The sequence below is a fragment of the Streptomyces sp. CA-146814 genome (assembly GCF_050942385.1).
Taxonomy (GTDB): domain Bacteria; phylum Actinomycetota; class Actinomycetes; order Streptomycetales; family Streptomycetaceae; genus Streptomyces.
On record NZ_CP192068.1, the window covers coordinates 548661 to 573738 of the forward strand.

Below are 25078 nucleotides of genomic sequence, written 5' to 3' on the forward strand. Positions count from 1 at the left end.
CAATGCTTCAGGCCGGAACCTCACCACCCCTCCAGGAGCACTCCGTTGAACCGCCGCCCCACCCTCGCCGCCACCGCCCTGGCCCTCCTCGGCACCCTCTCGCTCACCGCCTGCACCGGCGGCGCGGTGCCCGGCACGAGCAAGGACCGGCCCGCCGATCCGGCGTCGCGAGCCGACCTGAAGGCGTTCTACGGCCAGCGGCTGGAGTGGACCGGCTGCGCGACGGACGGGTACGAGTGCGCGCGGCTGACGGTCCCGCTGGACTACGCGCACCCCGGCAACGGCCGGACGTTCGTGCTCCCGGTGGCACGCGCCGCCGCCACGGGTCCGGCGGAGCGCATCGGCTCGCTCGTCTACAACCCGGGCGGCCCCGGCGCGGGTGGGGTGAGCTCGCTGGAGGAGGGGATGGACGAGGCGTTCGGCGCGGCGGTGCGGGCCCGCTTCGACATCGTCAGCTTCGACCTGCGCGGGGTCGGCGGCAGCGTCCCGGCCCTCACCTGCGAACCGACCGAGGAGGAGACGGAGGAGCCCGAGCCGGAGGAGGAAACGCCGGAGGAGGAAGAGACCTTCGACCCCGTCGCGCCCCTGTATCCCCGTACGGAGGCCGACCGCGCGGAAGCCGCCTCCGGCGCCCGTACCGCGGCCGAGGACTGCGAGGAGCACAGCGGCCCCATCCTCCGGCACGTCGGCACCGAGGACGCGGCCCGTGACCTGGACGTCCTGCGCGCGGCCCTCGGCGAACGCCGGCTCACCTACCTCGGCTGGTCCTACGGGACGAGCCTCGGCACCTCGTACGCCGAGCAGTTCCCGGGCCGGGTCCGCGCCATGGTCCTGGACGGTGCGATCGACCCGTCGCTCGACTGGTCGCAGCGGGTGCTGAGCCAGTCGGCCGGCTTCCGCCGGAGCGTGGACGACTACGCCGAGCAGTGCGCGGAGATCGCCGGTGACAGCTGCCCGGGCCGCGGCCCCGAGGAGATACGGGCGCTGATCGAGCGCCTCTACCAGCAGGCGGAGCGCGAGCCGCTGCCGGTCGCGGAGGACAGCACGTACGCGGAGTACGGCGGCATGGACGCGACCGCCGTGCTCCACGCGGTCTCCATGGCGATGTACAGGCCGGAGGACCAGTGGGAGCCGCTGTCGGAGGCGCTGCGGGAGGCGGACCAGGGGGACGCGACGAAGCTGGGCGCGCTGGGCGAGGAGGAAGCCGAGGCCGACGACACGGAACCCGGCACCACCGAAGACGACGGCACCCCCGCCGTCCCCGCCGACAACAGCGACGCCGCACTCACCGCCGTCAACTGCCTGGACATCCCCCACCCCCGCTCCCTCCGCCCCTACTGGGACGCCCTCGCCCCGGCCGACCAGGCCGCCGGGGTCTACGGCACCACCGGCGTGACCGCCGAACTCACCTGCCGCGACTGGCCCTCCGGCGACCGCCGCCCGCACCGGGTGGAGGCGGAGGGTGTGCCGCCGGTGCTGGTGGTGGGCACGACGGGCGACCCGGCGACGCCGTACGAGGAGTCGGTGAGTCTGGCGGAGCAGTTCCCACAGGGGATGCTGCTGACGTACGAGGGGCTGGGCCACACCGCGTACGGGCGCGGCGACGCCTGTGTCACCGCGAAGGTCGACGCCTACCTGGTGAAGGGCGAGCGGGTCGGCCCCGGCACGACCTGCTGACCCGGCGCGCGTCAGCCCGTGACGATGCCGGTGACCAGGTTGATGGTGGTGGCGAGGATGCTGGCGCCGAAGACGTACGACAACAGGCAGTGCCGTAGGGCGACCGCGCGGATCTCGGTGGCGGAGACGTCGGTGTCGGAGACCTGGTAGGTCATGCCGAGGTTGTAGCTGAAGTAGAGGAAGTCGACGTACTTCGGGCTCTCCCGGGAGTTGAAGTCGATGCCGCCCTCGGTGGGCAGGTAGTAGAGGTACGCGTACCGGGTGGCGTACATCAGGTGGAGCGAGGCCCAGGCGGTGAAGACGCCGCCCAGCGCGATGGCCGCGGCCGCGTGGCTGAGGTCGGAGTCGGTGGTCAGGAGCAGCACCACGATGCCGACCAGCCCGCAGAGGGCGGCCGCGACGACGACCAGCTCTTCGAGAACGGGCTTGAACTCCTCGCGGCGGACGTTGTGGTGGGTGGTGGCCGCGTCCATGGGCCAGAGCGCGATCCAGCCGGCGATGACGAAGATCATCTCGGCGGCGGCGATCCCGGCGAGGATGCCGAGCGGCGCGTGGGTCAGCAGACCGGTGACCACGCCGGCGACGATTCCGAGGAGCGCCGCGACGACGAGCCGGGGGACGGCGGAGAGGACGGGGCGTCCGGGCAGCGGGCTCAAGCGGGATCACCTCGGCGGATCGGCGGATCGACTCCCGTACGACCGCCATCCCACTCCCCCGGACCACCCGCCGCACCCCGCCGCAGGCCGAGTGGCGTAGGGGGACACCCCTGCATAGCCTGCCCGAGAGTCCGTTTTGTCCACCCGTGCACCGCTGGGTCGAGGGGTCGAGACCATGAGCACCCACCACGACGCGCAGGACCCGCAGGACCCGCAGGAACCCCCCGTCGGCCCCGTCCCCGACGGCGAGCCGCGCTTCCGCCCCTACCACCACCCGGCCGCGGGCTGGGGTGCGGCGGAGAGTGTGACCCGGTTCCTGGCGCGCGAGCGCTCACCGGTGGACGGTCCCCGGGCGATCCTGAAGATGAACCACGAGGACGGCGGCTTCGACTGCCCCGGGTGCGCCTGGCCGGACGACCTCAAGGGCCTGCACCTGGACATCTGCGAGAACGGGATCAAACACGTCACCTGGGAGATGACCCGCAAGCGGGTCGGGCGGGAGTTCTTCGCCGCGCACTCGGTGACCGAGCTGTCCGGGTGGAGCGACCACGACCTGGAGAACCAGGGCCGCCTCACCGAGCCGATGGTCTACGACCCGGCCTCGGACCACTACGTACCGATCAGCTGGAAGGACGCGTTCGAGGTCGTCGGCGCCGCGCTGCGCGGCCTGGACGATCCGGACCAGGCGGCCTTCTACACCTCCGGCCGGCTCGGCAACGAGGCCACGTTCCTCTACCAGCTGATGGCCCGCGAGCTGGGCACGAACAACCTGCCCGACTGCTCCAACATGTGCCACGAGGCCAGCGGCCGGGCGCTGACCGCCTCGCTCGGTACGGGAAAAGGGACGGTCGACCTCAAGGACTGGGAGAGCGCCGACGCGCTGTTCATCCTGGGCGTCAACGCGGCCTCCAACGCGCCCCGGATGCTCACCGCGCTCTCCGAGGCCCACCGGCGCGGCGCGCAGATCCTGCACATCAACCCGCTCGTGGAGGCGGCCGCCACCCGCACGATCGTCCCGCACGACTTCATGGACATGGCGCTCTTCAAGTCGACGCCGACCAGCACGCTCAACCTCCAGCCGCGCATCGGCGGTGACATGGCGCTGCTGCGGGGCATGGCGAAGGCGGTACTGGAGCGGTCGGCGTCCGATCCGAAGGCGGTGGACCAGGAGTTCATCGACCGGTACACCACCGGTTTCGCGGAGTACCGGGCGCTGTGCGAGGCGACGCCGTGGGAGGAGATCGAGACCCAGTCGGGGCTGAGCCGCGCCGACGTGCTGAAGGCGGCCCGCGTGTACGGCGAGGCGGACCGCTCCATCGTGAGCTGGTGCCTGGGCCTCACCCAGCACGAGCACGGCGTCGACACCGTACGGGAGATCGTCAACCTCCTGCTGCTCCGCGGCAACCTCGGCCGGGAGGGCGCGGGCCCCTCTCCCGTACGCGGACACAGCAACGTCCAGGGGAACCGGACCTGCGGGATCGACCACCGCCCGACCGACGCCTTCCTCGACCGCCTCGCCGAAGCCTGCCAGATCACCCCGCCCCGCGCCCACGGCCTGGACACCGTCGGCACGATCAAGGCCATGCGGCGCGGCGAGGTCAAGGTGTTCGTGGCGATGGGCGGCAACTTCGCCATGGCCGCGCCCGACACCCCGGCCACCTTCGAAGGGCTGCGCTCCTGCGACCTCACGGTCCAGGTGAGCACGAAACTCAACCGGAGCCACCTCGTCCACGGCGGCCGGGCCCTGATCCTGCCGTGCCTCGGCCGGACCGAGAAGGACCATCAGCGCAAGGGCGTGCAGTCCACCTCGGTCGAGGACTCGATGAGCATGGTCCACCTGTCGATCGGCATGAAGCGTCCGGCCTCGCCCCGGCTGCTCTCGGAACCGGCCATCGTCGCCGGGATGGCCCGCGCCGCCCTGCCCGACAGCGCGACGCCCTGGCAGTGGTACGTCGAGGACTACGACCGCATCCGCGACACCATGGCCAAGGCCCTGGACGGCTTCGAGGACTTCAACCGCCGGGTGCGCCTGCCGCTCGGCTTCCGGATCCGGCAGCCTGCCCGTGAACTGGTCTTCCTCACCCCGTCCGGGCGCGCCGAGTTTTCCACGGCCGCCCTGCCCGACGTGGTGCCGGAGGCCGGCACGCTGGCGCTGGGCACCATGCGCTCGCACGACCAGTGGAACACCACGATCTACTCCGACAACGACCGCTACCGGGGCATCAAGAACCTGCGCACGCTCGTCTTCATGAACCGGGCCGACATGCGGGAACGCGGTATCACCGACCTGGGCCCGGTCGACATCACGAGCACGGCGAAGGACGGCAGCCGACGCCACCTGAACGGCTATCTGGCCATTCCGTACGACATTCCGCGCGGCTGTGCGGCCGGGTACATGCCGGAGATGAACGTGCTGTGCGCGCTCGGCGACTACAGCACGCAGAGCGACCAGCCGATCATGAAGCACGTCAAGGTGACCATCACGCCCGCCACCTGAGCAGTGCGCATTCCCGGCCTTCAGGGGCACACCACACCAGGCCGGGCACGGTTTCTGAGGATTGCTCATTTACTGGCCGGTAGAGATCTATGCGACGCAGGTCACACCCCTCTACCGTCGGGGCAGCGCTCCGGGTCCCGCCGATGCCGGCGAGCCGCCGACCGGGCTCCGGGGTCCCGCACGTCTCCCGCCCCAGGAGGTCCGATGCCCCCATCCCCCACACCCCGCCGCCCCCGCCGCAAACTCTCCGCCCTCGCACTCGCCGCCGCGCTGGGAGCCGTGACGCTCGGCGCCCCCGCCCCCGCATCGGCCTCACCGGCCACCGCGGCAGCCGCAGACGCCACCGCCGCACCCGAAGCGGACTACCTGATCGGGCGCGGCATCGCCGACGTCACCGGGGAGGCCGCCGAGACCGGGATGATGGGCTACTCCAGCTTCGACCAGAAGACGTCCGGCATCCACCAGCGCCAGCGGTCACGCGCGTACGTCGTGGCCGACCGGGCGACCGGCAAGCGCGTGGTCTACGTCAACGCGGACCTCGCGATGATCTTCCAGTCCGTACGGCAGGGCGTCCTGGCCCGCCTCCAGGAGCGGTACGGCAGCCTGTACGGCGAGGAGAACGTCCTCCTCTCCGCCACCCACACCCACTCCGGCCCCGGCGGCTACTCGCACCACGTGGCGTACAACCTCTCCGTGCTCGGCTTCCAGAACGGCACCTACCGGGCGATCGTCGACGGCATCGCCGAGTCTGTCGCCAAGGCCCACGACGACCTGAAGCCCGGCACGATCAGCCTGGGCACCGGCACCCTCACCAACGCCAGCGTCAACCGCTCCCGCGAGGCCTTCGACCGCAATCCGGCGGCCGACCGCGCGGCCTTCCCGGACGGAATCGACCCGGCGATGACCGTGCTGCGGTTCCGGCAGGGCGGCAAGGACGCGGGCGCGATCAGCTGGTTCGCCACCCACAACACCTCGATCACCAACAAGAACACCCTCATCAGCCCGGACAACAAGGGCTATGCCGCCTATGCGTGGGAGCACGACCACGAGGGCGTGCGCTATCTCGACAACACCCCTGGTTTCGTCGCCGCGTTCCCCAACACCAACGCCGGTGACATGTCCCCGAACCTCAACCTGAAGCCCGGATCGGGGCCCACGGAGGACGAGTTCGAGAACACGCGCATCATCGGTGAGCGCCAGCTGGACAAGGCCCGCGAGGTCTACGCCGGCGCGCGGCCGGTCACCGGCGGGGTGGACGCCCGCCTCACGTACGTGGACATGGAGAACGTCACCGTACGCGGGCAGTACACGAGCGACGGCAAGGAGCAGCGCACCTGTCCGGCCGTCGTCGGCGCTTCCACGCTGGCGGGCAGTGTGGAGGACGGCCCGGCGATCCCCGGCTTCGAGGAGGGCATGCGCACCCCGGTCGCGTCCATCATCGACGCGCTGCGCATCGACACCCCGTCCTGGCTGGCGACCTGCCAGTACCCGAAGGCGAGCCTGATCCCGACCGGCCTGCTGAGCAACGTCCACCCGGTCACGCCGAAGATCCTGCCGCTCCAGATCATGCGCATCGGGGAGCTGTACCTGGTGGCGGGGCCGGGCGAGTTCACGATCACGGCCGGGCTCCGGGTCCGGCGGACCGTGGCGCAGGAGCTCGGGGTACCGCTGGAGCGGGTGCTGCTCCAGGGGTACGCCAACGCGTACAGCCAGTACGTGACGACACCGGAGGAGTACGACACGCAGAACTACGAGGGCGGCTCCACGCTCTACGGCCGCAACACGCTCCCGGCCTACCAGCAGGAGTTCGCGCGGGTCGCGGCCTCCCTGCGCCAGGGCACCGCGCTGGACCGGGGCACGCTGCCGCCGGACGAGTCGGCCCGGCAGTTCACGTTCCAGACGGGCGTGGTGTACGACAACCCGCCGCTCGGCAGGTCGTACGGCTCGGTCCTGACCGCGCCGGCCTCCTCGTACGCGCGCGGCTCCACCGCGACCGTCGAGTTCGCCACCGGACACCCGAAGAACAACGTGCGCCGGGGCGGGACCTTCCTGGAGGTCCAGCGGCTGGAGGCCGGGAAGTGGGTGCGGGTGCTGGACGACGGTGACTGGGAGACCAGGTACCGCTGGACCCGGATCAACGGTCTGACCGGTACGTCGAAGGCCACGGTCACCTGGGACATCGGGCCGGACACCGCCCCCGGCACGTACCGGATCGTGCACCACGGGGACGCGAAGAACCTGCTGGGGAAGATCACCCCGTTCACGGGCACGTCCCCGGCGTTCACCGTGACCGGGTAGCGGGGGTGGGCGGGGTCCCGGCCGCCGGAACCCCGCCCACCACGCCTTTTCGTACACGAGATGCCGCACCCGGGCGCCGGGTCCATGCTGGGGGCATGGGTGACCAGCCCGGCCCCGAGCCCTCCGTGTCCGTCCAACGGGACCTCCGGTTGCTGGAGGCCGCTGGGGCACATCCGGCGGGTGCGCCCGCCGAGCAGCTGGCCCGCGAGGCCGGGCTGCCGCTCGGTATGACCGAGGGACACCTGCGCGCACTCGCCGGGGACGGCTACCTCAGCGAACTGGACGACGGCGCGTTCGCCCTGGCCGACCGGGGCCCGTCGCCGGGCGCCGGAGCCGGCGCCGCGACATGGACGCAGAGCATCCGCCCGCTCCTGACCTCGCTGCGCGACGGCCTCTCCGCCGCCGCCTACCTGACGCTGTACGACGAGGGGGAGATCCGAGTCCTCCAGATCGTCGACAGCCCACGGGCTCCCCGGGTCGACCTCTGGGTCGGCTTCGAGGACGCCGGACACGCCACCGCGCTCGGCAAGAGCGTGCTGGGCGGGCTGGACGAGGAGGCCCGCGCCAACTACCTCTCCCGCCACCCGCTGGCCGACCTGACGTCCCACACCATCACGCGCCGCGAGGAGCTGCTCCGGGAGCTGGAGTCGCCGCCGATGGCACCGCTGGCCCGGGACCGGGAGGAGTACCGGCGGGGCACGACCTGTGTCGCCGTCCGCGTGTACTGCGGCGACCAGGTCGGCTCGCTCGGCATCTCCTTCCGGTCCGACCGGATGTACCGGACCAGCGAGGTCCGGGCCCAGCTGCTGTCCTCAGCGCTGCGCGTCACCCGGAGACTGACGATCCCGGAGTGACCCGACCCGGCTACTCGGCCATCTCGTACGCGCCCGAGAGCGCCTCCACGCGCTCCCAGATCCGCGCCGACCGCGCACCGTCGACGACGGGACGCCGTACGGCACCGAGCGCCCACTCCTGCTGCGCCTCGGTGGCCGAGTCCTTGCCGTGCAGCTCGACGGCGTGCGCGGAGAAGTCGCGTACGAGGACGGCGAACAGCTCGTCCAGCAGGTCCTCGTCCAGGCCGGTCAGCCGGGCCTGCTCCAGGATCAGCTGGCCGTGCACGACGAGGGCGAAGAGCTGGCCGACGGCGAGGAGGAGGTCCAGGTCGCGGCTCTGCTCCTCGTCGGGCGCGGCGGTCTCCACGAAGGCGCAGAGCGCGTCGGCCTGCTCGCGGAAGCGGGCGACGTTGGCCACCTCGGCGTACGCGTCGAAGGCCGGGCGCCAGTCGTGGAACCGTACGGCGCCGAGACCGCGCGCCGGTCCCTGCCGGAAGAGGAAGTCGTCGTCGGCCGCGTCCAGGCGGGACGGAACGGCCGGGTACTCCGCCGGGTTCAGCAGGTGGTTCCGCATGAACTTCAGGATCAGGGCGAGGTTGACGTGGACCGTGCCCTCCAGCTTCGGCAGGCCCCGGACCTCGATCGCGGCCTGGGCGAAGTAGTTGTCCTTCTCGAAGCCCTTGGCCGCGATGACGTCCCACATGAGGTCGATGACCTTCTCGCCCTCCGTGGTCACCTTCATCTTCGTCATCGGGTTGAAGAGGAGGTAGCGGCGGTCGTCGGGCCCGGCGGAGCGGAAGTAGTCGACGGCGCGGTCGCTGAACAGCTTCATCCCGACGAGCCGGACGTAGGCGTCGGTCAGCTCGCGGCGCACGTGCGGGAAGGCGGTGACGGGGCGGCCGTAGAGGATGCGGTTGCTCGCGTGGGTGACGGCCTCGTACATCGCGTGCTCGCAGATGCCGATCGAGGCGGTGCAGAGGTTGAACTTGCCGACGTTGACGGTGTTCAGCGCGGCGTCGAACGCGGCGCGGCCGGTGTGCAGGATGTCGGCGGGCGCCACCGGGTAGTTCTCCAGGCGGAACTCGCTGACGAACTTGGAGGAGTCGACGACGTTCTTGACCAGCTGATACGCCTCGTGGCGGCTGTCTGCGGCGAAGAAGACATAGCCGTCGGGGCCTTCGACGTCGGTGCGGCGGCCGAAGACGGAGACGAGACCGGCGGCGTTGCCGTTGCCGATGTAGTACTTGGAGCCGGAGGCCAGGAAGCCGCCGTCGCCGGACGGCTCCAGCAGCATGTCGGTGGAGTAGATGTCGGCGCCGTGCGTCTTCTCGGAGAGGCCGAACGCGAACACCTCCCCCTGGGAGAGGAGTTCGGCGGCCCTGGCGCGGGCCTCGGCGTTCTCGCTCTGCCAGACCGGTCCGAGGCCGAGGATGGTCACCTGCCAGGCGTACCAGTAGTCGAGCCCGTAGAACCCGAAGATCTCGTTGAGCGCGGCGATCCGCGCGGTGTCCCAGCGCTGGTCCTCGTTCCCTGCGGCGGAGGCGGGGGTGAGGAAGGTGGCGAAGAGGCCTTCCTTGGCGGAGAAGGCGAGGAAGTCGCCGAGCCAGGCGCGGGAGCGGTAGTCCTCGATCAGCCGGCGCTTGCCGCGCTCCTCGAACCAGTCGACGGTGGCGCGCAGCAGCCTGCGGGTCTCCGGGTCGAAGTGCTGCGGGTCGTAGGTGCGCGGGTTGAAGAGCAGGGACGCGGACTCAGCCATGGAGGGTTGCCTTCCGGGAGGGAGGGGTGAGGGTTTTCCGGTGGTACGGGGTGACGGCCGGAGCCGTCAGGCACCGGGGCCCGCCGGTGGACCGGCCAGCCGGTGGAGGGTGTCGAGGACGTCGTCGAGCCAGGCGATCGTCATGCGCTCGTACGCGATGCCACCGCGCAGCACGACGTGCTGGAGCTCCTGGCCCGCGTCCTGGGGCACGGGCGCATCCGGCCCGGTGAAGTCGCGTGCCTCCCCCGCCAGATAGTGGTCGAGGCGGTCGCGGTGGGCCTGGCGGTGGCGCTCGACCTCGCGGACCAGGGCCGCCGGGTCGTCGAAGGCGGCGCCCCGGATCTTGACGGCGAGGTCGTGGCGGAGGCTCTCGGGCTCGATCGGCTTGTGCAGCCACTCGGCGAGGGTGGCGCGGCCGGGTCCGGCGACGGAGTACTCCTTCTTGTCCGGCCGGCCCTGCTGCTCGACCGCGCGGACGGTGAGCCGGCCGTCGGCCTCCATCCGGGCCAGGACGCGGTAGATCTGCTGGTGGCTGGCGGTCCAGAAGTAGCCGATGGACCGCTCGAACCGCCGGGCCAGCTCATAGCCGGAGCCGGGTTTCTCCAGCAGGGAGACGAGGATCGCGTGTTCGAGCGCCATACCGCGATCCTTCTATGCAACTCGTTGCATAGACAAGTCGCCGAGGCCGGTTGAGACACGGGTCACCCGGCTTCCGCCGCGCTCGGGCTCCCGGGGACAATGGGCTGAGCGCCCACCATCCGCTTGCCGTACCAGGAGAACCACGCCTTGTCCCAGCCCACCACGCACGCCGGCCGTCCCGACCTCCAGGCCGACTGCGGGAACTGCTTCGGCCTGTGCTGTGTGGCGCTGCCCTTCGCCCGCTCAGCGGACTTCGCCGCCGACAAGGCGGCCGGTACCCCGTGCTCCAACCTCCAGGAGGACTTCGGCTGCGCCATCCATGAGCGGCTGCGCGACAGCGGCTACCAGGGCTGCACGGTGTTCGACTGCTTCGGGGCCGGCCAGAAGGTCTCCCAGGTCACCTTCGGCGGCCGCAGCTGGCGTACGGAGCCGGGTTCGGCCCGCACGATGTACGAGGTCTTCCCCGTGGTCCGGCAGCTGCACGAGCTGCTCCGCTACACCGCCGAGGCCCTGGACCTGCCGGTGGCCAAGGCGGCCCACCGCGAGCTGCGGGCCGCCTACGACCGGCTGGACGCACTGACCCGGGAGAGCGCCGAGACGCTCCTCGCCCTCGACGTCCCGGCCCTCCGCGCCGAGGTGAACGCCCACCTCCTGCGCGCCGGCGACCTCGCCCGCGCCGCCGCCGTCCCCGGCAGGAAGAAGAACCACCGGGGCGCCGATCTCTTCGGCGCCCGGCTGCGCGGCGCGAAGCTGCGCGGAGCGACCCTGCGCGGCGCCTGCCTGATCGCGGCCGACCTCTCCGGGGCGGATCTGCGCGACGCCGACCTGATCGGCGCGGACCTGCGCGACGCCGACCTCCGCGGCGCCGACCTGACCGGCGCCCTCTTCCTCACCCAGCCGCAGCTCAACGCGGCCCGGGGCGACGCGGCCACCAGGATCCCGGGCGGCCTGCGGCGGCCCGGGCACTGGGCCGCCTGAGCCACGGGGCCACCCTGCCGACGGCAAAAGCCCCGTTTCGACCCCGTACGCAGGGGAACCCAGCCGCCATGACTAGCAGCGAGCGGCCACAGGACCCCAACCACCTCCACACGCGCCCCGACTTCCCGCAGCAGGACCAGGCGCACCCGGGCTGGACCGACCCGATGGATCCGCCGCCGGACCACGGCGAGGACTCCTACCGGGGCTCGGGCCTGCTCACCGACCGGAAGACGGTGATCACCGGCGGCGACTCCGGCATCGGCCGCGCCGTGGCCCTGGCCTTCGCCCGCGAGGGCGCGGACATCCTGTTCACCTACCTCCCCCAGGAGGAGAAGGAGGCGCGGGAGACCGCGCGTCTGGTGGAGGAGGCGGGCCGCACGGCAGTCGCCGTTCCCTGTGACATCCGGGATGAGGAGCAGTGCCGGGCGCTGGTCGAGCGGGCCGTCTCCGAGTTCGGCCACATCGACGTCCTGGTCAACAACGCGGCGTACCAGATGTCCCAGCCGGACGGGATCGCCGCGATCTCGACCGAGCAGTTCGACCGGGTGATGCGGACCAACCTGTACGGGATGTTCTGGCTCTCCAAGTTCGCCCTGCCGCACCTCCCGGCGGGCGGCTCGATCATCAACACCACCTCCGTGCAGGCGTACAAGCCCAGCCCTCACCTGCTGGACTACGCCATGACCAAGGGTGCGATCGTCACGTTCACCCAGGGCCTCGCGCAGATGCTCGCCTCCGACGGCATCCGCGTCAACGCGGTGGCCCCGGGCCCGGTCTGGACGCCCCTCATCCCGGCGACCCTGCCGGACACCACGGAGTTCGGCAAGCAGAGCCCGCTGGGCCGCCCGGCGCAGCCCGCCGAGATGGCGCCCGCCTATGTCTTCCTCGCCTCCGCGAACGCCTCGTTCATCACCGGCGAGATCATGAACGCCACCGGCGGCACACCCCTGCCCTAGGAGACCTCCTTCCCGGCCGCGGCCTTGGCCCCGCGACGGTCGAGGTACGTCGTCACCGGGGTCGCCGCCACCCCGTGGACGACCACGGAGATCAGGACGGCGAAGACCACCACCGCCCACATCTCCTGCTCGTACCGCCCGAAGCCGCCCTCCCCCAGGGCGTAGGCGAGGTAGAAGAACGAGCCGATGCCCCGGATCCCGAAGAAGGCGGTCGCCGCCCGCTCGGTCGGAAGCCCCGGGCCCCGCAGCTGGGCGAGCCAGCCGGTGGCCGGGCGGATGAGGACGTGCAGGAGTACGCCGATCGCCGCGCCCCGCCAGGTGAGTGCGGCCAGGCCTCCCGAGGCCACGAACGCGCCCACGGCAAAGAGCAGCAGGGCCATCAGCAGGCGTTCGACCTGCTCGACGAAGCCGTGCATCACCTTGTTGTAGCCGTGGTCGCGCTCGGACCTGCGCAGGGCGCACGCGGTGGCGAAGACCGCGAGGAAGCCGTACCCGTGCAGGGCCTCGGTGACGCCGTACGACAGGAACATCGCGGCCAGCGCCACGAACCCCTCGCCGTGTTCGGCGAGCCGCAGCGACTTCGCCCGGGCCCGGAAGAGCACCCGCCCCAGCAGGAGCCCGACGGCGATGCCCGCCGCCACACCCACCCCGATCCGCACGAGCAGGTCGCTCCACGCCCAGTGTGTCAGCCAGCCGCCGGTCCAGCTCTCGCCCGCCGCAGCGAGAGCGACGGCAGCCAGGACGAAGGGGAAGGCCAGCCCGTCGTTGAGCCCGGCCTCACTGGTCAGCGCGAACCGGACCTCGTCCTCGTCCTCCTCGTCGTCGGACGGCTCCCCCACCCGCACCTCGGAGGCGAGGACGGGGTCTGTCGGCGCGAGGGCCGCAGCCACCAGGAGCGCGGCGGAGGCAGGCCAGCCGAGCAGCCACCAGGCGGCGAACGCCGTCGCCCCGATCGTCAGCGGCATCGCCACCCCGAGCAGCCGCCAGGTGGCGCCCCAGGACCGCCACCCGAAGGGGCGGTTGATGGCGAGGCCCGCCCCCATCAGCGAGGTGATCACGCAGAGCTCGGTGAGGTGCTGCGTCCAGACGCGGTCGGCGACCGGGTCGACCTCGGGCAGCGGCAGCGGCGTGAGGTAGAGGAGCACGCCGGCGCCGAGGAACACCATCGGGACGGAGACCGGCAGGCGGGAGAGCAGCCGGGGCAGCGCGGCGGCCAGGAAGGCTCCTATGCCGAGGCACCCGTACACCGCACCCACGGTGGTGATCGACAACGTGACGCCTCATCTTCTCTTCATGCCCTCCGGACCGCAGGTGCGGTCCGGAGGCGGGCCGTGAGGCCGCCGCGGGGGTGTTTCCCGAGTCAGGGTCAGGCCAGGTTGCGCGGAACCGTCTCGTTCCAGGTGCGGGAGAAGACCCGGCGGCCCGCCTCGTACCCGTCCAGGGTCGCGTCGACGGTGAACTCGTCGGCGCTGGAGGTGAGGACGGTGCTCGTCTCGACCCGTACGTCCCAGCCGCCGGGCCGGGAGAAGGTCATCGTCCACGCCGAACGGCCGCTCAGGGAGGAGAAGTCGTCGGCCACGGAGGTGTACCGCTCGCAGGCCCGCAGCCCGACCTCGATGCCGTTCTCCTCGTACCGCTGGAGTCCGCGGTCCTTCACGATGTCGAGGGCGGAGTGGTAGTCCACCAGGCTCCTGGAGACGTTCCAGGCCTGCTCGGGCTCGGTGAGCCGGGTGACGGGAGGCGGACGGCAGCCCTCCGGCTCGCCGAAGGACGCCTGGGGCATGCCGTCCGGCTCCTCGGTGGGGCGGACCGGCAGGGTCAGGGCGGCGCCGTCCTCGTGGACGGTGAGCAGGGCCGGCTGCGGGGCGGGCCAGACCAGGGGCCAGTACGAGGTGGAGAGCGAGAGCCGGATGCGGTGGCCGGGCGGGAACGCCTGCGCGACCCCGTTCAGCGTGACCCGGGCACGGTAGCGGCGGCCGGGCTCCAGCGGCTCGGGGTGCTCGTCGCTCTCCCGGTGGGTCAGGTTGAGCACTCCGTACGTGACCCGGGTGGCGCGGCCGTCCGGGGCCACGTCGGAGATCCGGGCGGTGACCTGGGCGACGGGCGCGGAGGCGGAGACCTCCAGGTCCACGAAGGGCGCGCCGAGGATCTCCAGCCGCTCGGTCAGCGGTTCGGTCTCGAAGACCAGGGAGCCGCCGTCCTCCTCGCGCTGGTCGTAGGGCAGGTCCGGCGGGGCGTTGTAGGAGGCCCACTTGCCCGCGAACTGGCCGACGGAGAGCGGCGACTGCACCGTACGCGTACGGCCGCGCGGCAGCGGCTCCTCCCCGTCCTCGGTCACGATGGTGGCGCCCCGCAGCGGGTGCACCACCTCCTTGACGTGCGGCGAGGGCCAGGAGGGCTCGGCGACCCAGCGGCCGGGGCGCTCCTCGTACGAGGTGGAGGGCGGGACGCTCTCCTGCATCCAGGTGCGGAGCATCGGCCCGTCCATGACGCCGTTGTCGACGCCCTTGAGCCAGTGGTCCCACCACTTGACGACCTCCTGGAGGTAGCCGATGGCAGGGCCGGGCTCGCCGAGGTGCGGCAGCTTGTGCGACCAGGGGCCGATGAGGCCCTTACGGGGCACGTCGACGCCGGCCAGGAGGCGGGTGACCGCGTTGGAGTAGCCGTCCGCCCAGCCGCTGGAGGCCAGGACGGGGGTCTGGAGCTGTCCGTAGTCCTCGCTGAGTGAGGCGTGCTGCCAGTAGGCGTCGCGGTGCGGGTGGCGGAGCCATTCCAGGACCCACGGGCGGGCGGACTCCAGCCGCTCCCGCCACATGTCCCGCCACCGCTCCCCCACCACTTCAGGGTCGGGCGGGCAGGTGGCGTACGCGAACATCGTGCCGGCCTCGGCGAGGTTGTCGGAGAGCATGGCACCGCCGAGGTAGTGCATGTCGTCCGCGTACCGGTTGTCGGTGAACGAGGCGATGACGATGGCCTTCAGGCTCGGCGGCCTGCGCGCCGCCGTCTGGAGCGCGGCGAAGGCGCCCCAGGAGATGCCCATCATCCCGGTGTTCCCGTCGCACCAGGGCTGGGCGGCGACCCAGGCCAGCACCTCTTCGGCGTCGCGCTGCTCCTGCTCCAGGTACTCGTCCAGCAGGACGCCCTCCGACTCCCCGGTGCCGCGCAGGTCCACCCGTACACAGGCGTAGCCGTGGCCCGCGATGTACGGGTGGTGGATGGCGTCGCGGGTGGAGGTGAGGTCGTTCTTGCGGTACGGGATGGTCTCGACGACCGCCGGTACCGGTTCCGTGCCGGAGGAGGCCGGCCGCCAGATCCTGGCCGAGAGGCGTACCCCGTCCGCCATGGGGATGGTGACGTGGTCCTCGACCTCGATCGCGTACGGGAGTTGTTCGACGAATCGCATACGGGTGGCAGGGTCCTTCCTGACGTCGGGTCCGGTGGGGGCGGGTACCCGGGACATCACGAAGAATTCCGGCCGCGCCCGCCCGGTTCGGTCTCGTCGAAGCTCAGGCCGAGGGCGGCGACGCAGGCGTCGAACTTGCGGCGCAGGTCGTCCTCGTCCTCGCCGCCGGTGAAGATGTGGGCGACCTCGTAGCTGTAACTGTCCTGACCGTGGACGGTGGACAGCTTCTGGCCCTCGGCGGGGACCATGTCGATGTGGACGCCCGGGATGTCCCGCTCGATGGCGGCGATCTCCTCGGCGGTCGGCACCTGGTGGACACGGCCCTCGCCGAACCAGCGGTAGTACCACTTGGCGGCCACCTTGTAGCGGCCGCCACCGGCCGGGAGGGCCGGGTCGCCGCCGAGGGCGAGGCGGAACATGCGGTGGTGGTTGGGCACGCCGTCGACGAAGTGGAACATCTCCGCGTGCGACTGGGAGTGCCGGGGGTTGATCTCCAGCAGGCTGACGTCGCCGGTCTTCGGGTCGTAGAAGTACTCGATGCTGAAGGTGGCGTTGTCCATGCCGATCTGCCGCATGGTGCGTTCGCTGACCTCGTGCAGCTGCCGGATCACCGGGGCCGGGAGGGCGCTCGGGTACTGGTGGCGCAGGAAGGACGAGGAGTCGGGGTAGTTGATCGAGTCGAGCACGCCGTAGACGGTGACCTCGCCGTTGTGCGCATATCCTTCGACGGCCACCTGAATTCCGGTCATGGCCTCTTCGGCGAGACAGACCTGGCCTCCGACGCCCGCCATCTCCGGCGGGAGTTCGAGGAGATCGAGTATCGCCTCGAAAGGCTTTCCGACCCGGGCTATGCCTCCGCGTATCTCCGCGACGGCGGTACGGAATTCGCCCATGTCCGCCACGCCGAAGGCGAGCTCGGAGGAGTAGGCCAGGGCCGGCTTCAGCCACATGGGGAAGCTCATGCCCTCCGGCGGCCGCGGATCGTCACTGTCCAGGTCGACGATGCCGAAGCGCGGATGTGCGTCGCTGACCTTCTGCTGCTCCAGCCGGCTCCAGTACTTGTGCTCGCACTTGACGACGGATTCGAGGCTGGTGCTGACCGTCCCGTACTCCTTGCTCAGGAGGGGGACGAGGGTGCTCACCGGGAAGTCCCAGTAGCCGACGATCGCGTCGACGGAGCCGTCGTGCGCGTCGAGCACGGCGCGTGCGCTCGTGAGCAGTTCATCGACGGTGGTGGCGTCCTCCTGCAACTCCTTGACGCTGAGGAGCGGGTGGAGGCGGAGGTTTTCGGCGTCCGGAACGGCTTGGAGCGTGCGCAGGTTGGCCTCGTCCATTCCGATGATGAAAACGTTCTTGCACTGGTCCCGGGACACAGGAATTCCTCTCAGGGAGCGGGCAGGGTTCTGCGCCGTCTACCCGTGCACGGAGGTTCAAACGGAAAGGGCCGACGTCCCGGAATACCGGGCACTTCCGTTCGGGGCATTTGCCGTCTCCCGTGCGTACGCCGGGGACTGACGGGGCACCAGTGTCGCCGTGCCCACCGTGCGGCACCCTCCCCTCCCCCCTCCCCCCTCCCCCGCTGGTCAGCCCGTCAGCCCGAAGGAGACACCCCGTCATGCGCGCAGTCGCCCTGGTCTGTACGTTGAACGCCTCGCCCGCCCGCTCCAGCAGCCAGCACCTGGCCGAACAGGTCATGGCCGAGTTCGCGGGCCACGGTGTGCGCGGCGAGATCGTCCGGGTCGCCGACCACGACGTCCGGCCGGGGATCGGCGTGGACCTGGGCGACGGCGACGCCTGGCCGGCGATCCGGGAGAAGGTCCTGGCCGCCGACATCCTCCTGATCGCCACGCCCATCTGGCTCGGCCACCCCTCCAGCGTCTGCCAGCGCGTCCTGGAGCGGCTGAACGCCGAATCGTCCGAGACCGACGACGAGGGACGCCCGCTCGTCTACGGCAAGGTCGGCGCCGTGGCCGTCGTGGGCAACGAGGACGGGGCGCACAAGGTGAGCGCCGACGTCTTCCAGGGGCTGAACGACGTGGGCTTCTCGCTGGCGGGCCAGGCGGTCACGTACTGGGTCGGCGAGGCCATGCAGGGCACCGACTACCAGGACCTGGACGAGACGCCCGAGGCCGTCGCCTCGACGACGAAGGCGCTCGCCGCCAACGCGGTGCACCTGGCCCGGCTGCTCGCCGACGCACCCTACCCGGCGGCCTGATCCGAGGTGCCGTCGCCCGACGGCACCTCACCCCCGGGGCTGGATCCGCGCCTCGGGGGGTGTCTCGCCCGTGATGCTGGCGATCAGCTCGGCGCAGAGCACCCGGAGCTTGACGTTGCGGTGCTGGGACGCCGTACGGAGGACCTCGAAGGCTTTCTCGGGGGTGCAGCGCTGCTGGCCGACGACCACGCCGATCGCCTGGTCGATGACCGTACGCGACTGGAGCGCGGCCTCCAGATCGGCGGCGAACTCCTCGGTGTCGGCGATGCGCTGGGCCAGGGCGATGGCCCCGGTGGCCTGGGCGGTGAGCAGCCGCAGGGCCGTCAGGTCGGCGTTGTCGAAGGCGTTCGGGAGCGGCGCGTAGAGGTTGAGGGCTCCGGCGGTGTGGCTGTGCGGGGCGATGGGCAGCGACAGCGAGGACCGGGCGCCGCAGACCGCGGCGTAGGCGGGGTAGTCGGCCCAGCGGCTCTCCCGGAGCGTGTCGGGCACGCTGACCTCCAGGCCGGTGCGCATCGCTTGGAGGCACGGGCCGTCGTCCTGCCCGTACTGGGCCTCGTCCAGCTTGGTGGCGGAGGCTCCGGCACTGGAGACGGTGACGGGCCGGCCCTGCCGCTGCACCGTGATGCCGCATCCGTCGGCCGTCTCCACCAGGGCCAGGGCGCTGCGGGCGAGTGCCTGGAGGAACTCGTCCAGCGATTTCGTCTCCAGGAGCAGCGCGGTCGTGTCCGGCGCCTCGGCCACGGGCCTGTCAGTCATGATCATCTCGTTCTGGGCGGTGACCCGCCTTCCGAAAGGGCGGGGCAGAGCTGGCGCGGCGCAGTCCAAGGCCGCTGGGACAGGGCAACCTCCACCGACGCACCGGTGCCTGGGACGGGCTCCGGGCGTGCGGCGGGGGTGGTCAGACGTGGGTGAGCGAGAGCCGTACGAGGGCGGGCTCGCCACCGGCCGCTGCCACGGGACTGCTGATGGTTCTGCGGCGCCGGGTCGCGGGCGGGCGACTTCGGGCGGCGGCCGGGGCGGGCGTACGCGCGGTGCGCGGAGCACCGGCGGCGGGGGCCACGGCGGCAGGACGACGACGGAGAGAGCGGTTCACGGAAACTCCACGGAGGCAGGAAGAAATCTCACGGGCCGCTTCCTGACCTCCAGCCCTTCATTATGCCCTCTCGGCCGCCACGGTCGGCCCGGCGTCGCGGAGCACGGCCCGACGCGGCCGGAAAGTGCCGCCGGGCGTCCGGGGCCTGACGCCGTGTGCCCGTCGGCGCTGTGCGCCGTCAGCCCTTGCCGGGGAAGCGTGGGACGGATGTGTCGGCGTACGGTCCGACCGCGCGGGCCGTGGGCGGGGCCGGGTCCGACGGGGCGATGCGCCGCTCCAGCCGCTCCAGCAGCCCTCCCCCGCGAGGCGCGTCGGTGCCCGGCCGGCATCCACGGCTGCGGAGCTCGGCGCCTTGGAGGGTGTACGCCACACGCAGGGTCCGGTTGAGCGCCGCGGCGCTCAGGACCTCACGGGTCGTCTCGTATCTGGCCACCACCGCGATCGATACGCCGCGTTGTCCGGCCTCACCGCGCACGCGCAGCAGCACGCCGAGGGCGCGCGGGGTGAGGAGGGGGGTGACGACGTCCACGATGACCGTGCTCGGACCGCAGCAGGGCAGCAGTGTCAGCAGTTCCTGTTCGATCGCCGACTCGTTGTCGGGGTCGACGACGTCGCACAACTCGACGACGAGGTGCGACTCGTCCAGGCGGTAACTCAGCAAAGGCATCGTGTACTCCGTGGAAGCAGGCCGAAGGGAGGGCCGCTTCCTGACCCATGATTCCGCGCCTGCCCCGGCTCGCGCCCTCGACACCCCTCGGCGCGCGGTTCTTCGTCACGCGCGCGTCAGCCGGCCGGTCCGCGACGGGCCCCGACGCCGTTTCCCGTATCGTGCCATGCTGGCTGCAAGGGCTCCGGCCCGGAAGGGAGCGACCATGACCGACGCCCTCACGCCTGGGACGCCTGACCTCGTCTCCCTTCTCCTGGACAGCGACACGCTGGACGAGTTCCTCCAGGTGCTGGCGGAGAGCGCTTTGGTTCAGGCGCCGGGCGCCGATGGCTGCGGCATCACCCTGGAGCGGCAGCACCGGCCCCTGACCGTGGTCAGCGCCGGGATCAGCGCGCCGCCGCTGGACGAGGCGCAGTACGGACAGGACGACGGCCCCTGCCTCGAAGCCCTGCGCGAGGGGCACGAGGTCAGCGTGGTCGACATGCAGGCGGAGAGCCGGTGGAACGGCTATCCGGCCTTCGCCGTCGCCGCCGGGACGAGGTCGTCCTTCTCGCTGCCGATCGCCGCGCACTCCCATACCGCCGGCGCGCTCAATCTGTACTCGCCCAAGGTGAACGGCTTCGAGGAGGCCGATCTCGGCGGTCTGCGCGACCTGGCCGCCCAGGCGACCGGTGCGATCGCGCTGGCCCAACGGCTCTCCGACACGCAGACCTTCACCGCGGACCTCCAGACCGCCCTGAAGTCACGCACGGTGATCGACCAGGCGGCGGGCATCATCATGAACCAGCGCCGCTGCACCGCCGAAGAGGCGCTGGCGACCCTGCGCAGCGCGTCGCAGCACCGCAACGTCAAGCTGCGCGACCTCTGCGCGCAGCTCGTCGGATCCATCTCGGGAAGCATGCCGCCGGGCGGGCCCCGGTTGCGTCCCCGCCCCTGAGGCCCTCGCCGCCTCTCCCGTACGGGACTCTCAGGCGGGGAACGGGGCTCTCAGGCAGGGACCGAGGTGGAGACGACCGGGGTCTCCCGTCCCGGGGCCGCGCGTCTCAGCTGCTCGCGGGCGGCGACCAGCGCGGCGGCGATCTCCCGGGTGCCGGTGGAGACGCACAGCGTGTAGCTCACGTCCTCCAGCCTGCGAGCCACCCCGTCGACGCCCTGTCCGTGCTGTGCCCGGAGTTCCTCGTAGCGGCGCAGAAGTTCTTCGAGTACCGCGGGGTGTGCCATCAGCATCGCGCTCTGCCTTTCTCTCACTGTCAAGGGCACTCGTGTAGGCCGAACGGGTGCGGAAGGCGTTCCTGGGACGAACTGGCGAGGACATACGACGACCTACGACGGAACGCCATCAGCGGCGCACCGCGCATGCCCGGGGTAATGCGGAATACGGATACAGAAGAGAGAGGTGGCGGGTGACCCGGTAACAGCACGGCTCACCTGGGGGAACGCGGACGGATGAGAGCCGGCCGCTTCCTGACCTCTGCCCTATAACTGTGCCCAGCCGCATGCGATTCATGCAAGCGTGAGGGCTTTGTCGGTCCCCATGTTTACCTTCCGGCCCATGGGTACTCCTCCTACAAGGTATCCGGCGTACGCGGAACTGAGGCGCCGACGGGTTGGGAAAGCAGCCCTCGGCGCCGCTCGGGGCATTGACTCCTGCCCCTCCTTCGACGGCCGTCACTCCAGTGGACGCGGAACCACGGGACAGGAGTGCCCGTCGGCCTCCCGCGCTGTTTATTGGGGCTCGTACGGGAAACGCGGGTGGGCGCCCGCCGGGAAATCGAGATGGATAAGGAGTACCTCATGCCTGCTGGGTCCAACGCGAAGCGTGAACGCCAGTACGAGCACATCAAGGAGAGCCAGGAGGAGCGGGGCAGCTCCGAGAAGCGCGCCAAGGAGATCGCCGCCAGGACGGTGAACAAGGAGCGGGCCAGGTCCGGCGAGTCGCGGACGGCGAGCAGGACGTCGACGCAGGACAGGAAGTCCGCCTACGAGCGCGGTGGTGAACGCTCCCACCAGGGCGCACAGGGTCCTACCAAGGACCAGCTCTACGCCGAGGCGAAGAAGAAGAACATCGACGGACGCTCCTCGATGAACAAGGCGGAGCTGCGGAAGGCTCTCGGACGCTGACCTTCCGTGCAGCCGGTGAGCCCTACGCGAAGGAGGACATATGAGTGATCAAGCACGCGGCGACGATGTGTACCAGCCGCAGAGCGACGACGGCCAGGACCCGCCCAACGACGAGCTGGACCTGGAGAACACGCTCGGCGAACGCGGCCTGGACGACCAGATGGAAGAGGGCTACTCGCCTCCCGAACGTCCGCTGGGTGTGAACAAGTTCGGCACCACGGGTGAGGAGGAGCGGGAGGGCGAATCGCTCGACCAGCGGCTCGCCCAGGAGGTCCCCGACGTCCAGCCGCCCGACGGTGACGGCATCGGCGATGTCGCGGAAGGTGAGGGCGAGCCCGAGGAACGGATCGACGGCGACGCCCGGGCCGGGCGGCTCACTGCGGCGGACGACGCGACCGGCCGGAACACCGATGTCTTCGCCGAGGACGTCGGTATCGACGGTGGGGCCGCGTCGGCCGAGGAAGCGGCCGTGCACGTGGCCGACGAGGAGGACGGCGGGGGCCGGGAGGCCTGACCCGCCGTACGTGACCCGGCGGCGGACCGCCCGGTACGAGAACGCCCGGTACGGGACCGCCCGGTACGAAACCGGCAGCGAAGGAGACAGGTGCAGGTGGACATGGCAGCAGGCGCGGCGATCTTCGACGTGGACGGCACGCTCACCGACACCAACCATCTGCATGTGGTGGCGTGGTGGGAGGCGTTCCGGCAGGCCGGGCACACCGTGCCGATGCCGGACATCCACCGGGCGGTCGGCCTGGGCTCGGAGGACCTGATCGAGCGGCTGCTCGGCCCGGACCGGGACCGTGACCAGGACTCCGCCATCAGCTCGGCGCACACGGTGCTCTACGGGACGTACTTCGACCGGCTTCCGGCCTTCGCGGGCGCGGGCGACCTGCTGCGCACCCTGGCCGGGCGCGGCTGGCAGGTCGTCCTGGCCACCTCGGCGAGCGGGCCGGAGCTGGCGGCCCTGCGGCGGGCGGTGGACGCGGACGAGGCCATCCGGGATACGGCGAGCTCGGACGACGTCGACGAGGGCAAGCCTTCGCCGGAGCCCGTGGAGCTGGCTCTGGAGCTGGCCGGGACCGATGCCTCGCAAGGGGTGTTCGTGGGGGACACGGTGTGGGACATGAAGGCGGCGAGCCGGGCCGGGGTGCGTGCGGTGGCGCTGCTCTCGGGCGGCATCCCGCGTGCGGACCTGGAGGCGGCGGGGGCGGACGCGGTCTTCCGGGACGCCGCCGACCTGCTCGCCCACCTGGACGACAGTCCGTTCGGGCGTGAGCAGGGCTGAGGCCCGAACGGGTGGACAGGGGTCAGTCGCCCGCCTCCTCCGCCACTGTGAACAGGGCTCCCTCCGGGTCCCGGACGACGTACTCGGAGCTTCGTGCACCGGGCGACGGAAAGGTCTCTCCGCCCGCCCGGTCCGCCTGCGCGGCCGCCCGTGCGGCGTCGTCGACCGGGAAGTGGACGATCCACCGCGGCCGGACCCGGGGGTCCGGGGCGCTGCCGACGGCTCCGCCGGAGAGTACGGCCATGGGGTGGCCGGCCACCCGGGCGACGACCTGTTCCTCCTCGTACGCGACATCGATGGCGTCCGGTCCGGGGCGCGGCCAGGAGAAGACCTCGCCGTAGAACAGGGCGGCCTCGAAGGCGTCCCGGGTCCACAGCTCCAGCCACGGCGAGGTGCCGGCCGCACCGGGCGACCAGACGGGTGCGGCGCCCTCCCAGATCCCGAAGACGGCACCGTCCCGGTCGGAGGCGATCGCCGCCCGGCCCTCCCCCACCGCGAGCGGGCCGACCGCGACCGTCGCGCCACGTTCGCGGATCCGGTCGGCGGACGCGTTCACATCGGCGGAGGCGAAGTACGGCGTCCACACCGTCGGGGCGGCGAGGAAGGGGGAACGGGCGCCGATTCCGGCGACGGGCCGCCCGTCGGCGAGCGCGACCGAGAAGCCCTCCCCCAGCATTCCGGAGCTGTCGAACTTCCAGCCGAGCACGGCGGAGTAGAAGGTCTGCGCGGCGGCCGGATCGCGCACCAGCAGATTGACCCAGCAGGGTGCGCCTCGCACGGGCGGGGCCGCGGTGGTGATCGGCATGGTCATCGTCTCCTCGGGCCGGTGCACTGTTCGGCGCCGGCGGATCGGGGGCCGCTTTCGGCAGCCGCTTCAGGCTCCACTCCGCACGAGATCCATGGCTTCCTCCCGGTCTGCCGGGGTGGCTCAGCCGAGGCGGGTACCCCTTTTCGGTCCTGGCCATACACCGCGAACGCCGTAGACGGCCGGAGCACCGAGCCCGACTCACCCGGCTTTCACACGTTTGGATGGGATTGATACGGGTATGAGCTGGACTGTGCTTCGGACATGAGGCGCCCGTGGGAGTCCCGGGCTGCTTCTGTCCGGTTACGCGTGCTCCCGCGGCGACCGAGCATCGTCAGCGTTTCGCCGTCGAGGAGTGACCACCATGCAGGCTGCACCTACCCCTGAGTTCCTCTCGGATGCGGGCACTCCGCCCACGGACGACGCGTTCCGGAGGCTGAGCACCCTTCCCGAGGGAGCCGGGCGGGACGCGCTGCGGAACGAGATCGTCTGTGCCTGGCTGCCGATGGCCCACCGGCTGGCCGCCCGCTTCCGCAGCCGGGGTGAGTCGATGGACGACCTGCGCCAGGTGGCCGCGATGGGGCTCGTGAAGGCGGTGGACCGCTACGACCCCTCCCGGGGCAAGGCCTTCGAGACGTACGCCGTGCCGACCGTGACCGGCGAGATCAAGCGGCACTTCCGTGATCACACCTGGGACGTCCACGTGCCCCGCCGGGTCCAGGACCTCCGTAACCGGGTCCGCACCGCGCGCCGCGATCTCGCCCTGCGGCTCAGCGGCCGGGCCCCGACCTGCGCCGAGATCGCGGCGGAGGCGGGCCTCGCCGAGGAGGACGTACTGCTCGGTCTGGAGGCTCTGGAGAGTTACAGCGCCCTGTCCCTGGATGCCGAGCCGGCGGGTGCCGACGGTGGAGCCCCCCTGGCCGACCGGCTGGGCGCCTGCGATCACGCCCTGGACGTCGCCGTCGACCGCGAGGCCGTCAAGCCGGAGCTGCGCAGGCTGCCGGAGCGCGAGCGGACCATTCTCTATCTGCGGTACTTCCGCGACATGACCCAGGTCAGCATCGCGGAGCGGCTCGGCATATCCCAGATGCACGTCTCCCGGCTGATCAGCCAGTCCTGCGAGCGCGTGCGCGCCGGGGCCATGAAGGGGGCCGTGTGAAAGGACGCCTCGCCCGGATCGCGTACGACGACGGGCC

Annotated in this window: 23 protein-coding genes; 12 read left to right on the forward strand and 11 right to left on the reverse strand. The window is 71.4% G+C overall.

Annotated features, from left to right (window positions below):
* Positions 1-45: 45 nt before the first annotated feature.
* Positions 46-1677, forward strand: a complete 1632-nt coding sequence (locus ACQP09_RS02270) for an alpha/beta hydrolase (RefSeq protein WP_433395539.1) — start codon at positions 46-48, stop codon at positions 1675-1677.
* An 11-nt stretch (positions 1678-1688) separates the two neighbouring features.
* Here the strand turns inward: ACQP09_RS02270 and ACQP09_RS02275 are convergent, their stop codons facing one another.
* On the reverse strand, positions 1689-2333 hold the full coding sequence (locus tag ACQP09_RS02275; RefSeq protein WP_433395541.1) for a DUF1345 domain-containing protein: 645 nt from the start codon (positions 2331-2333) through the stop codon (positions 1689-1691).
* A gap of 175 nt (positions 2334-2508) precedes the next feature.
* Between ACQP09_RS02275 and ACQP09_RS02280 the strand changes: the two genes are divergently transcribed.
* From ACQP09_RS02280 to ACQP09_RS02290, 3 genes are all read left to right on the forward strand, one after another.
* Complete coding sequence (locus ACQP09_RS02280) at positions 2509-4830, forward strand: FdhF/YdeP family oxidoreductase (RefSeq protein ID WP_433395543.1); 2322 nt, start codon at positions 2509-2511, stop codon at positions 4828-4830.
* Between the two features lie 204 nt (positions 4831-5034).
* Positions 5035-7128 (forward strand): neutral/alkaline ceramidase, encoded by a 2094-nt coding sequence (locus tag ACQP09_RS02285; RefSeq protein WP_433395545.1) that lies wholly within the window; start codon positions 5035-5037, stop codon positions 7126-7128.
* A gap of 95 nt (positions 7129-7223) precedes the next feature.
* Positions 7224-7982 (forward strand): IclR family transcriptional regulator domain-containing protein, encoded by a 759-nt coding sequence (locus tag ACQP09_RS02290; protein WP_433395547.1) that lies wholly within the window; start codon positions 7224-7226, stop codon positions 7980-7982.
* A gap of 10 nt (positions 7983-7992) precedes the next feature.
* On the opposite strand, the gene ACQP09_RS02295 is transcribed toward ACQP09_RS02290, so the two are convergent.
* Both ACQP09_RS02295 and ACQP09_RS02300 read right to left on the reverse strand, forming a co-directional pair.
* Positions 7993-9717: an acyl-CoA dehydrogenase family protein gene (locus ACQP09_RS02295; protein WP_433395549.1), complete on the reverse strand. Its 1725-nt coding sequence runs from the start codon at positions 9715-9717 to the stop codon at positions 7993-7995.
* Positions 9718-9783: 66 nt separating this feature from the next.
* Complete coding sequence (locus ACQP09_RS02300; protein WP_433395551.1) at positions 9784-10356, reverse strand: PadR family transcriptional regulator; 573 nt, start codon at positions 10354-10356, stop codon at positions 9784-9786.
* Between the two features lie 147 nt (positions 10357-10503).
* On the opposite strand from ACQP09_RS02300, the gene ACQP09_RS02305 reads away from it, so the two are divergent.
* The gene (locus ACQP09_RS02305) at positions 10504-11334 is read left to right on the forward strand and encodes a pentapeptide repeat-containing protein (protein WP_433395553.1); all 831 of its coding nucleotides are present in this window, start codon (positions 10504-10506) and stop codon (positions 11332-11334) included.
* A 68-nt stretch (positions 11335-11402) separates the two neighbouring features.
* Complete coding sequence (locus ACQP09_RS02310) at positions 11403-12290, forward strand: SDR family oxidoreductase (protein WP_433395555.1); 888 nt, start codon at positions 11403-11405, stop codon at positions 12288-12290.
* Here ACQP09_RS02310 and ACQP09_RS02315 read toward each other — a convergent pair.
* The 3 genes from ACQP09_RS02315 to ACQP09_RS02325 form a co-directional block, all read right to left on the reverse strand.
* Entirely contained in the window at positions 12287-13561 is a 1275-nt protein-coding gene (locus tag ACQP09_RS02315) for a cation:proton antiporter (protein ID WP_433395557.1), read from the reverse strand. The two genes, ACQP09_RS02310 and ACQP09_RS02315, sit on opposite strands and share 4 nt — an antisense overlap.
* 95 nt (positions 13562-13656) lie before the next feature.
* Positions 13657-15693: a CocE/NonD family hydrolase gene (locus tag ACQP09_RS02320; protein WP_433395559.1), complete on the reverse strand. Its 2037-nt coding sequence runs from the start codon at positions 15691-15693 to the stop codon at positions 13657-13659.
* Positions 15694-15749: 56 nt separating this feature from the next.
* Positions 15750-17027, reverse strand: coding sequence for an ATP-grasp domain-containing protein (locus ACQP09_RS02325; protein WP_433395561.1), 1278 nt, complete (start codon positions 17025-17027; stop codon positions 15750-15752).
* A gap of 281 nt (positions 17028-17308) precedes the next feature.
* Here ACQP09_RS02325 and ACQP09_RS02330 point away from each other — a divergent pair, with 281 nt between their 5' ends.
* Entirely contained in the window at positions 17309-17908 is a 600-nt protein-coding gene (locus ACQP09_RS02330) for a flavodoxin family protein (protein WP_433395563.1), read from the forward strand.
* Between the two features lie 27 nt (positions 17909-17935).
* On the opposite strand, the gene ACQP09_RS02335 is transcribed toward ACQP09_RS02330, so the two are convergent.
* From ACQP09_RS02335 to ACQP09_RS02345, 3 genes are all read right to left on the reverse strand, one after another.
* Entirely contained in the window at positions 17936-18664 is a 729-nt protein-coding gene (locus ACQP09_RS02335; protein ID WP_433395565.1) for a GAF and ANTAR domain-containing protein, read from the reverse strand.
* A 142-nt stretch (positions 18665-18806) separates the two neighbouring features.
* Positions 18807-19001, reverse strand: coding sequence for a hypothetical protein (locus tag ACQP09_RS02340; RefSeq protein ID WP_433395566.1), 195 nt, complete (start codon positions 18999-19001; stop codon positions 18807-18809).
* Positions 19002-19179: 178 nt separating this feature from the next.
* Complete coding sequence (locus tag ACQP09_RS02345) at positions 19180-19668, reverse strand: anti-sigma factor antagonist (RefSeq protein WP_433395568.1); 489 nt, start codon at positions 19666-19668, stop codon at positions 19180-19182.
* A 205-nt stretch (positions 19669-19873) separates the two neighbouring features.
* On the opposite strand from ACQP09_RS02345, the gene ACQP09_RS02350 reads away from it, so the two are divergent.
* Positions 19874-20605 (forward strand): GAF and ANTAR domain-containing protein, encoded by a 732-nt coding sequence (locus tag ACQP09_RS02350; RefSeq protein WP_433395570.1) that lies wholly within the window; start codon positions 19874-19876, stop codon positions 20603-20605.
* 50 nt (positions 20606-20655) lie between these two features.
* On the opposite strand, the gene ACQP09_RS02355 is transcribed toward ACQP09_RS02350, so the two are convergent.
* Positions 20656-20895, reverse strand: coding sequence for a DUF5133 domain-containing protein (locus ACQP09_RS02355; RefSeq protein ID WP_433395572.1), 240 nt, complete (start codon positions 20893-20895; stop codon positions 20656-20658).
* A 567-nt stretch (positions 20896-21462) separates the two neighbouring features.
* On the opposite strand from ACQP09_RS02355, the gene ACQP09_RS02360 reads away from it, so the two are divergent.
* From ACQP09_RS02360 to ACQP09_RS02370, 3 genes are all read left to right on the forward strand, one after another.
* Positions 21463-21789 carry a plasmid stabilization protein gene (locus ACQP09_RS02360; protein ID WP_432149876.1) on the forward strand — a complete coding sequence of 109 codons (327 nt, stop codon included), beginning with the start codon at positions 21463-21465 and terminating at the stop codon, positions 21787-21789.
* A 40-nt stretch (positions 21790-21829) separates the two neighbouring features.
* The gene (locus ACQP09_RS02365; RefSeq protein ID WP_432149877.1) at positions 21830-22303 is read left to right on the forward strand and encodes a DUF5709 domain-containing protein; all 474 of its coding nucleotides are present in this window, start codon (positions 21830-21832) and stop codon (positions 22301-22303) included.
* 102 nt (positions 22304-22405) lie between these two features.
* Positions 22406-23077, forward strand: coding sequence for an HAD family hydrolase (locus tag ACQP09_RS02370; protein ID WP_433406471.1), 672 nt, complete (start codon positions 22406-22408; stop codon positions 23075-23077).
* A gap of 22 nt (positions 23078-23099) precedes the next feature.
* On the opposite strand, the gene ACQP09_RS02375 is transcribed toward ACQP09_RS02370, so the two are convergent.
* A complete protein-coding gene (locus ACQP09_RS02375) occupies positions 23100-23888 on the reverse strand; it encodes a VOC family protein (protein WP_433395574.1) in 789 nt (262 codons plus the stop codon).
* 358 nt (positions 23889-24246) lie between these two features.
* Between ACQP09_RS02375 and ACQP09_RS02380 the strand changes: the two genes are divergently transcribed.
* Positions 24247-25041, forward strand: a complete 795-nt coding sequence (locus tag ACQP09_RS02380) for an RNA polymerase sigma factor SigF (protein ID WP_433395575.1) — start codon at positions 24247-24249, stop codon at positions 25039-25041.
* Positions 25042-25078 lie beyond the last annotated feature (37 nt).

Bases quoted from the DNA above. Each gene is read 5' to 3' on its own strand.
- ACQP09_RS02280 (WP_433395543.1), top strand. From the start codon at position 2,509: ATGAGCACCCACCACGACGCGCAGGACCCGCAGGACCCGCAGGAACCC.
- ACQP09_RS02285 (WP_433395545.1), top strand. From the start codon at position 5,035: ATGCCCCCATCCCCCACACCCCGCCGCCCCCGCCGCAAACTCTCCGCC.
- ACQP09_RS02290 (WP_433395547.1), top strand. From the start codon at position 7,224: ATGGGTGACCAGCCCGGCCCCGAGCCCTCCGTGTCCGTCCAACGGGAC.
- ACQP09_RS02295 (WP_433395549.1), bottom strand. From the start codon at position 9,717: ATGGCTGAGTCCGCGTCCCTGCTCTTCAACCCGCGCACCTACGACCCG.
- ACQP09_RS02300 (WP_433395551.1), bottom strand. From the start codon at position 10,356: ATGGCGCTCGAACACGCGATCCTCGTCTCCCTGCTGGAGAAACCCGGC.
- ACQP09_RS02310 (WP_433395555.1), top strand. From the start codon at position 11,403: ATGACTAGCAGCGAGCGGCCACAGGACCCCAACCACCTCCACACGCGC.
- ACQP09_RS02320 (WP_433395559.1), bottom strand. From the start codon at position 15,693: ATGCGATTCGTCGAACAACTCCCGTACGCGATCGAGGTCGAGGACCAC.
- ACQP09_RS02325 (WP_433395561.1), bottom strand. From the start codon at position 17,027: ATGGACGAGGCCAACCTGCGCACGCTCCAAGCCGTTCCGGACGCCGAA.
- ACQP09_RS02330 (WP_433395563.1), top strand. From the start codon at position 17,309: ATGCGCGCAGTCGCCCTGGTCTGTACGTTGAACGCCTCGCCCGCCCGC.
- ACQP09_RS02335 (WP_433395565.1), bottom strand. From the start codon at position 18,664: ATGACTGACAGGCCCGTGGCCGAGGCGCCGGACACGACCGCGCTGCTC.
- ACQP09_RS02345 (WP_433395568.1), bottom strand. From the start codon at position 19,668: ATGCCTTTGCTGAGTTACCGCCTGGACGAGTCGCACCTCGTCGTCGAG.
- ACQP09_RS02350 (WP_433395570.1), top strand. From the start codon at position 19,874: ATGACCGACGCCCTCACGCCTGGGACGCCTGACCTCGTCTCCCTTCTC.
- ACQP09_RS02355 (WP_433395572.1), bottom strand. From the start codon at position 20,895: ATGCTGATGGCACACCCCGCGGTACTCGAAGAACTTCTGCGCCGCTAC.
- ACQP09_RS02360 (WP_432149876.1), top strand. From the start codon at position 21,463: ATGCCTGCTGGGTCCAACGCGAAGCGTGAACGCCAGTACGAGCACATC.
- ACQP09_RS02365 (WP_432149877.1), top strand. From the start codon at position 21,830: ATGAGTGATCAAGCACGCGGCGACGATGTGTACCAGCCGCAGAGCGAC.
- ACQP09_RS02370 (WP_433406471.1), top strand. From the start codon at position 22,406: ATGGCAGCAGGCGCGGCGATCTTCGACGTGGACGGCACGCTCACCGAC.
- ACQP09_RS02375 (WP_433395574.1), bottom strand. From the start codon at position 23,888: ATGACCATGCCGATCACCACCGCGGCCCCGCCCGTGCGAGGCGCACCC.
- ACQP09_RS02380 (WP_433395575.1), top strand. From the start codon at position 24,247: ATGCAGGCTGCACCTACCCCTGAGTTCCTCTCGGATGCGGGCACTCCG.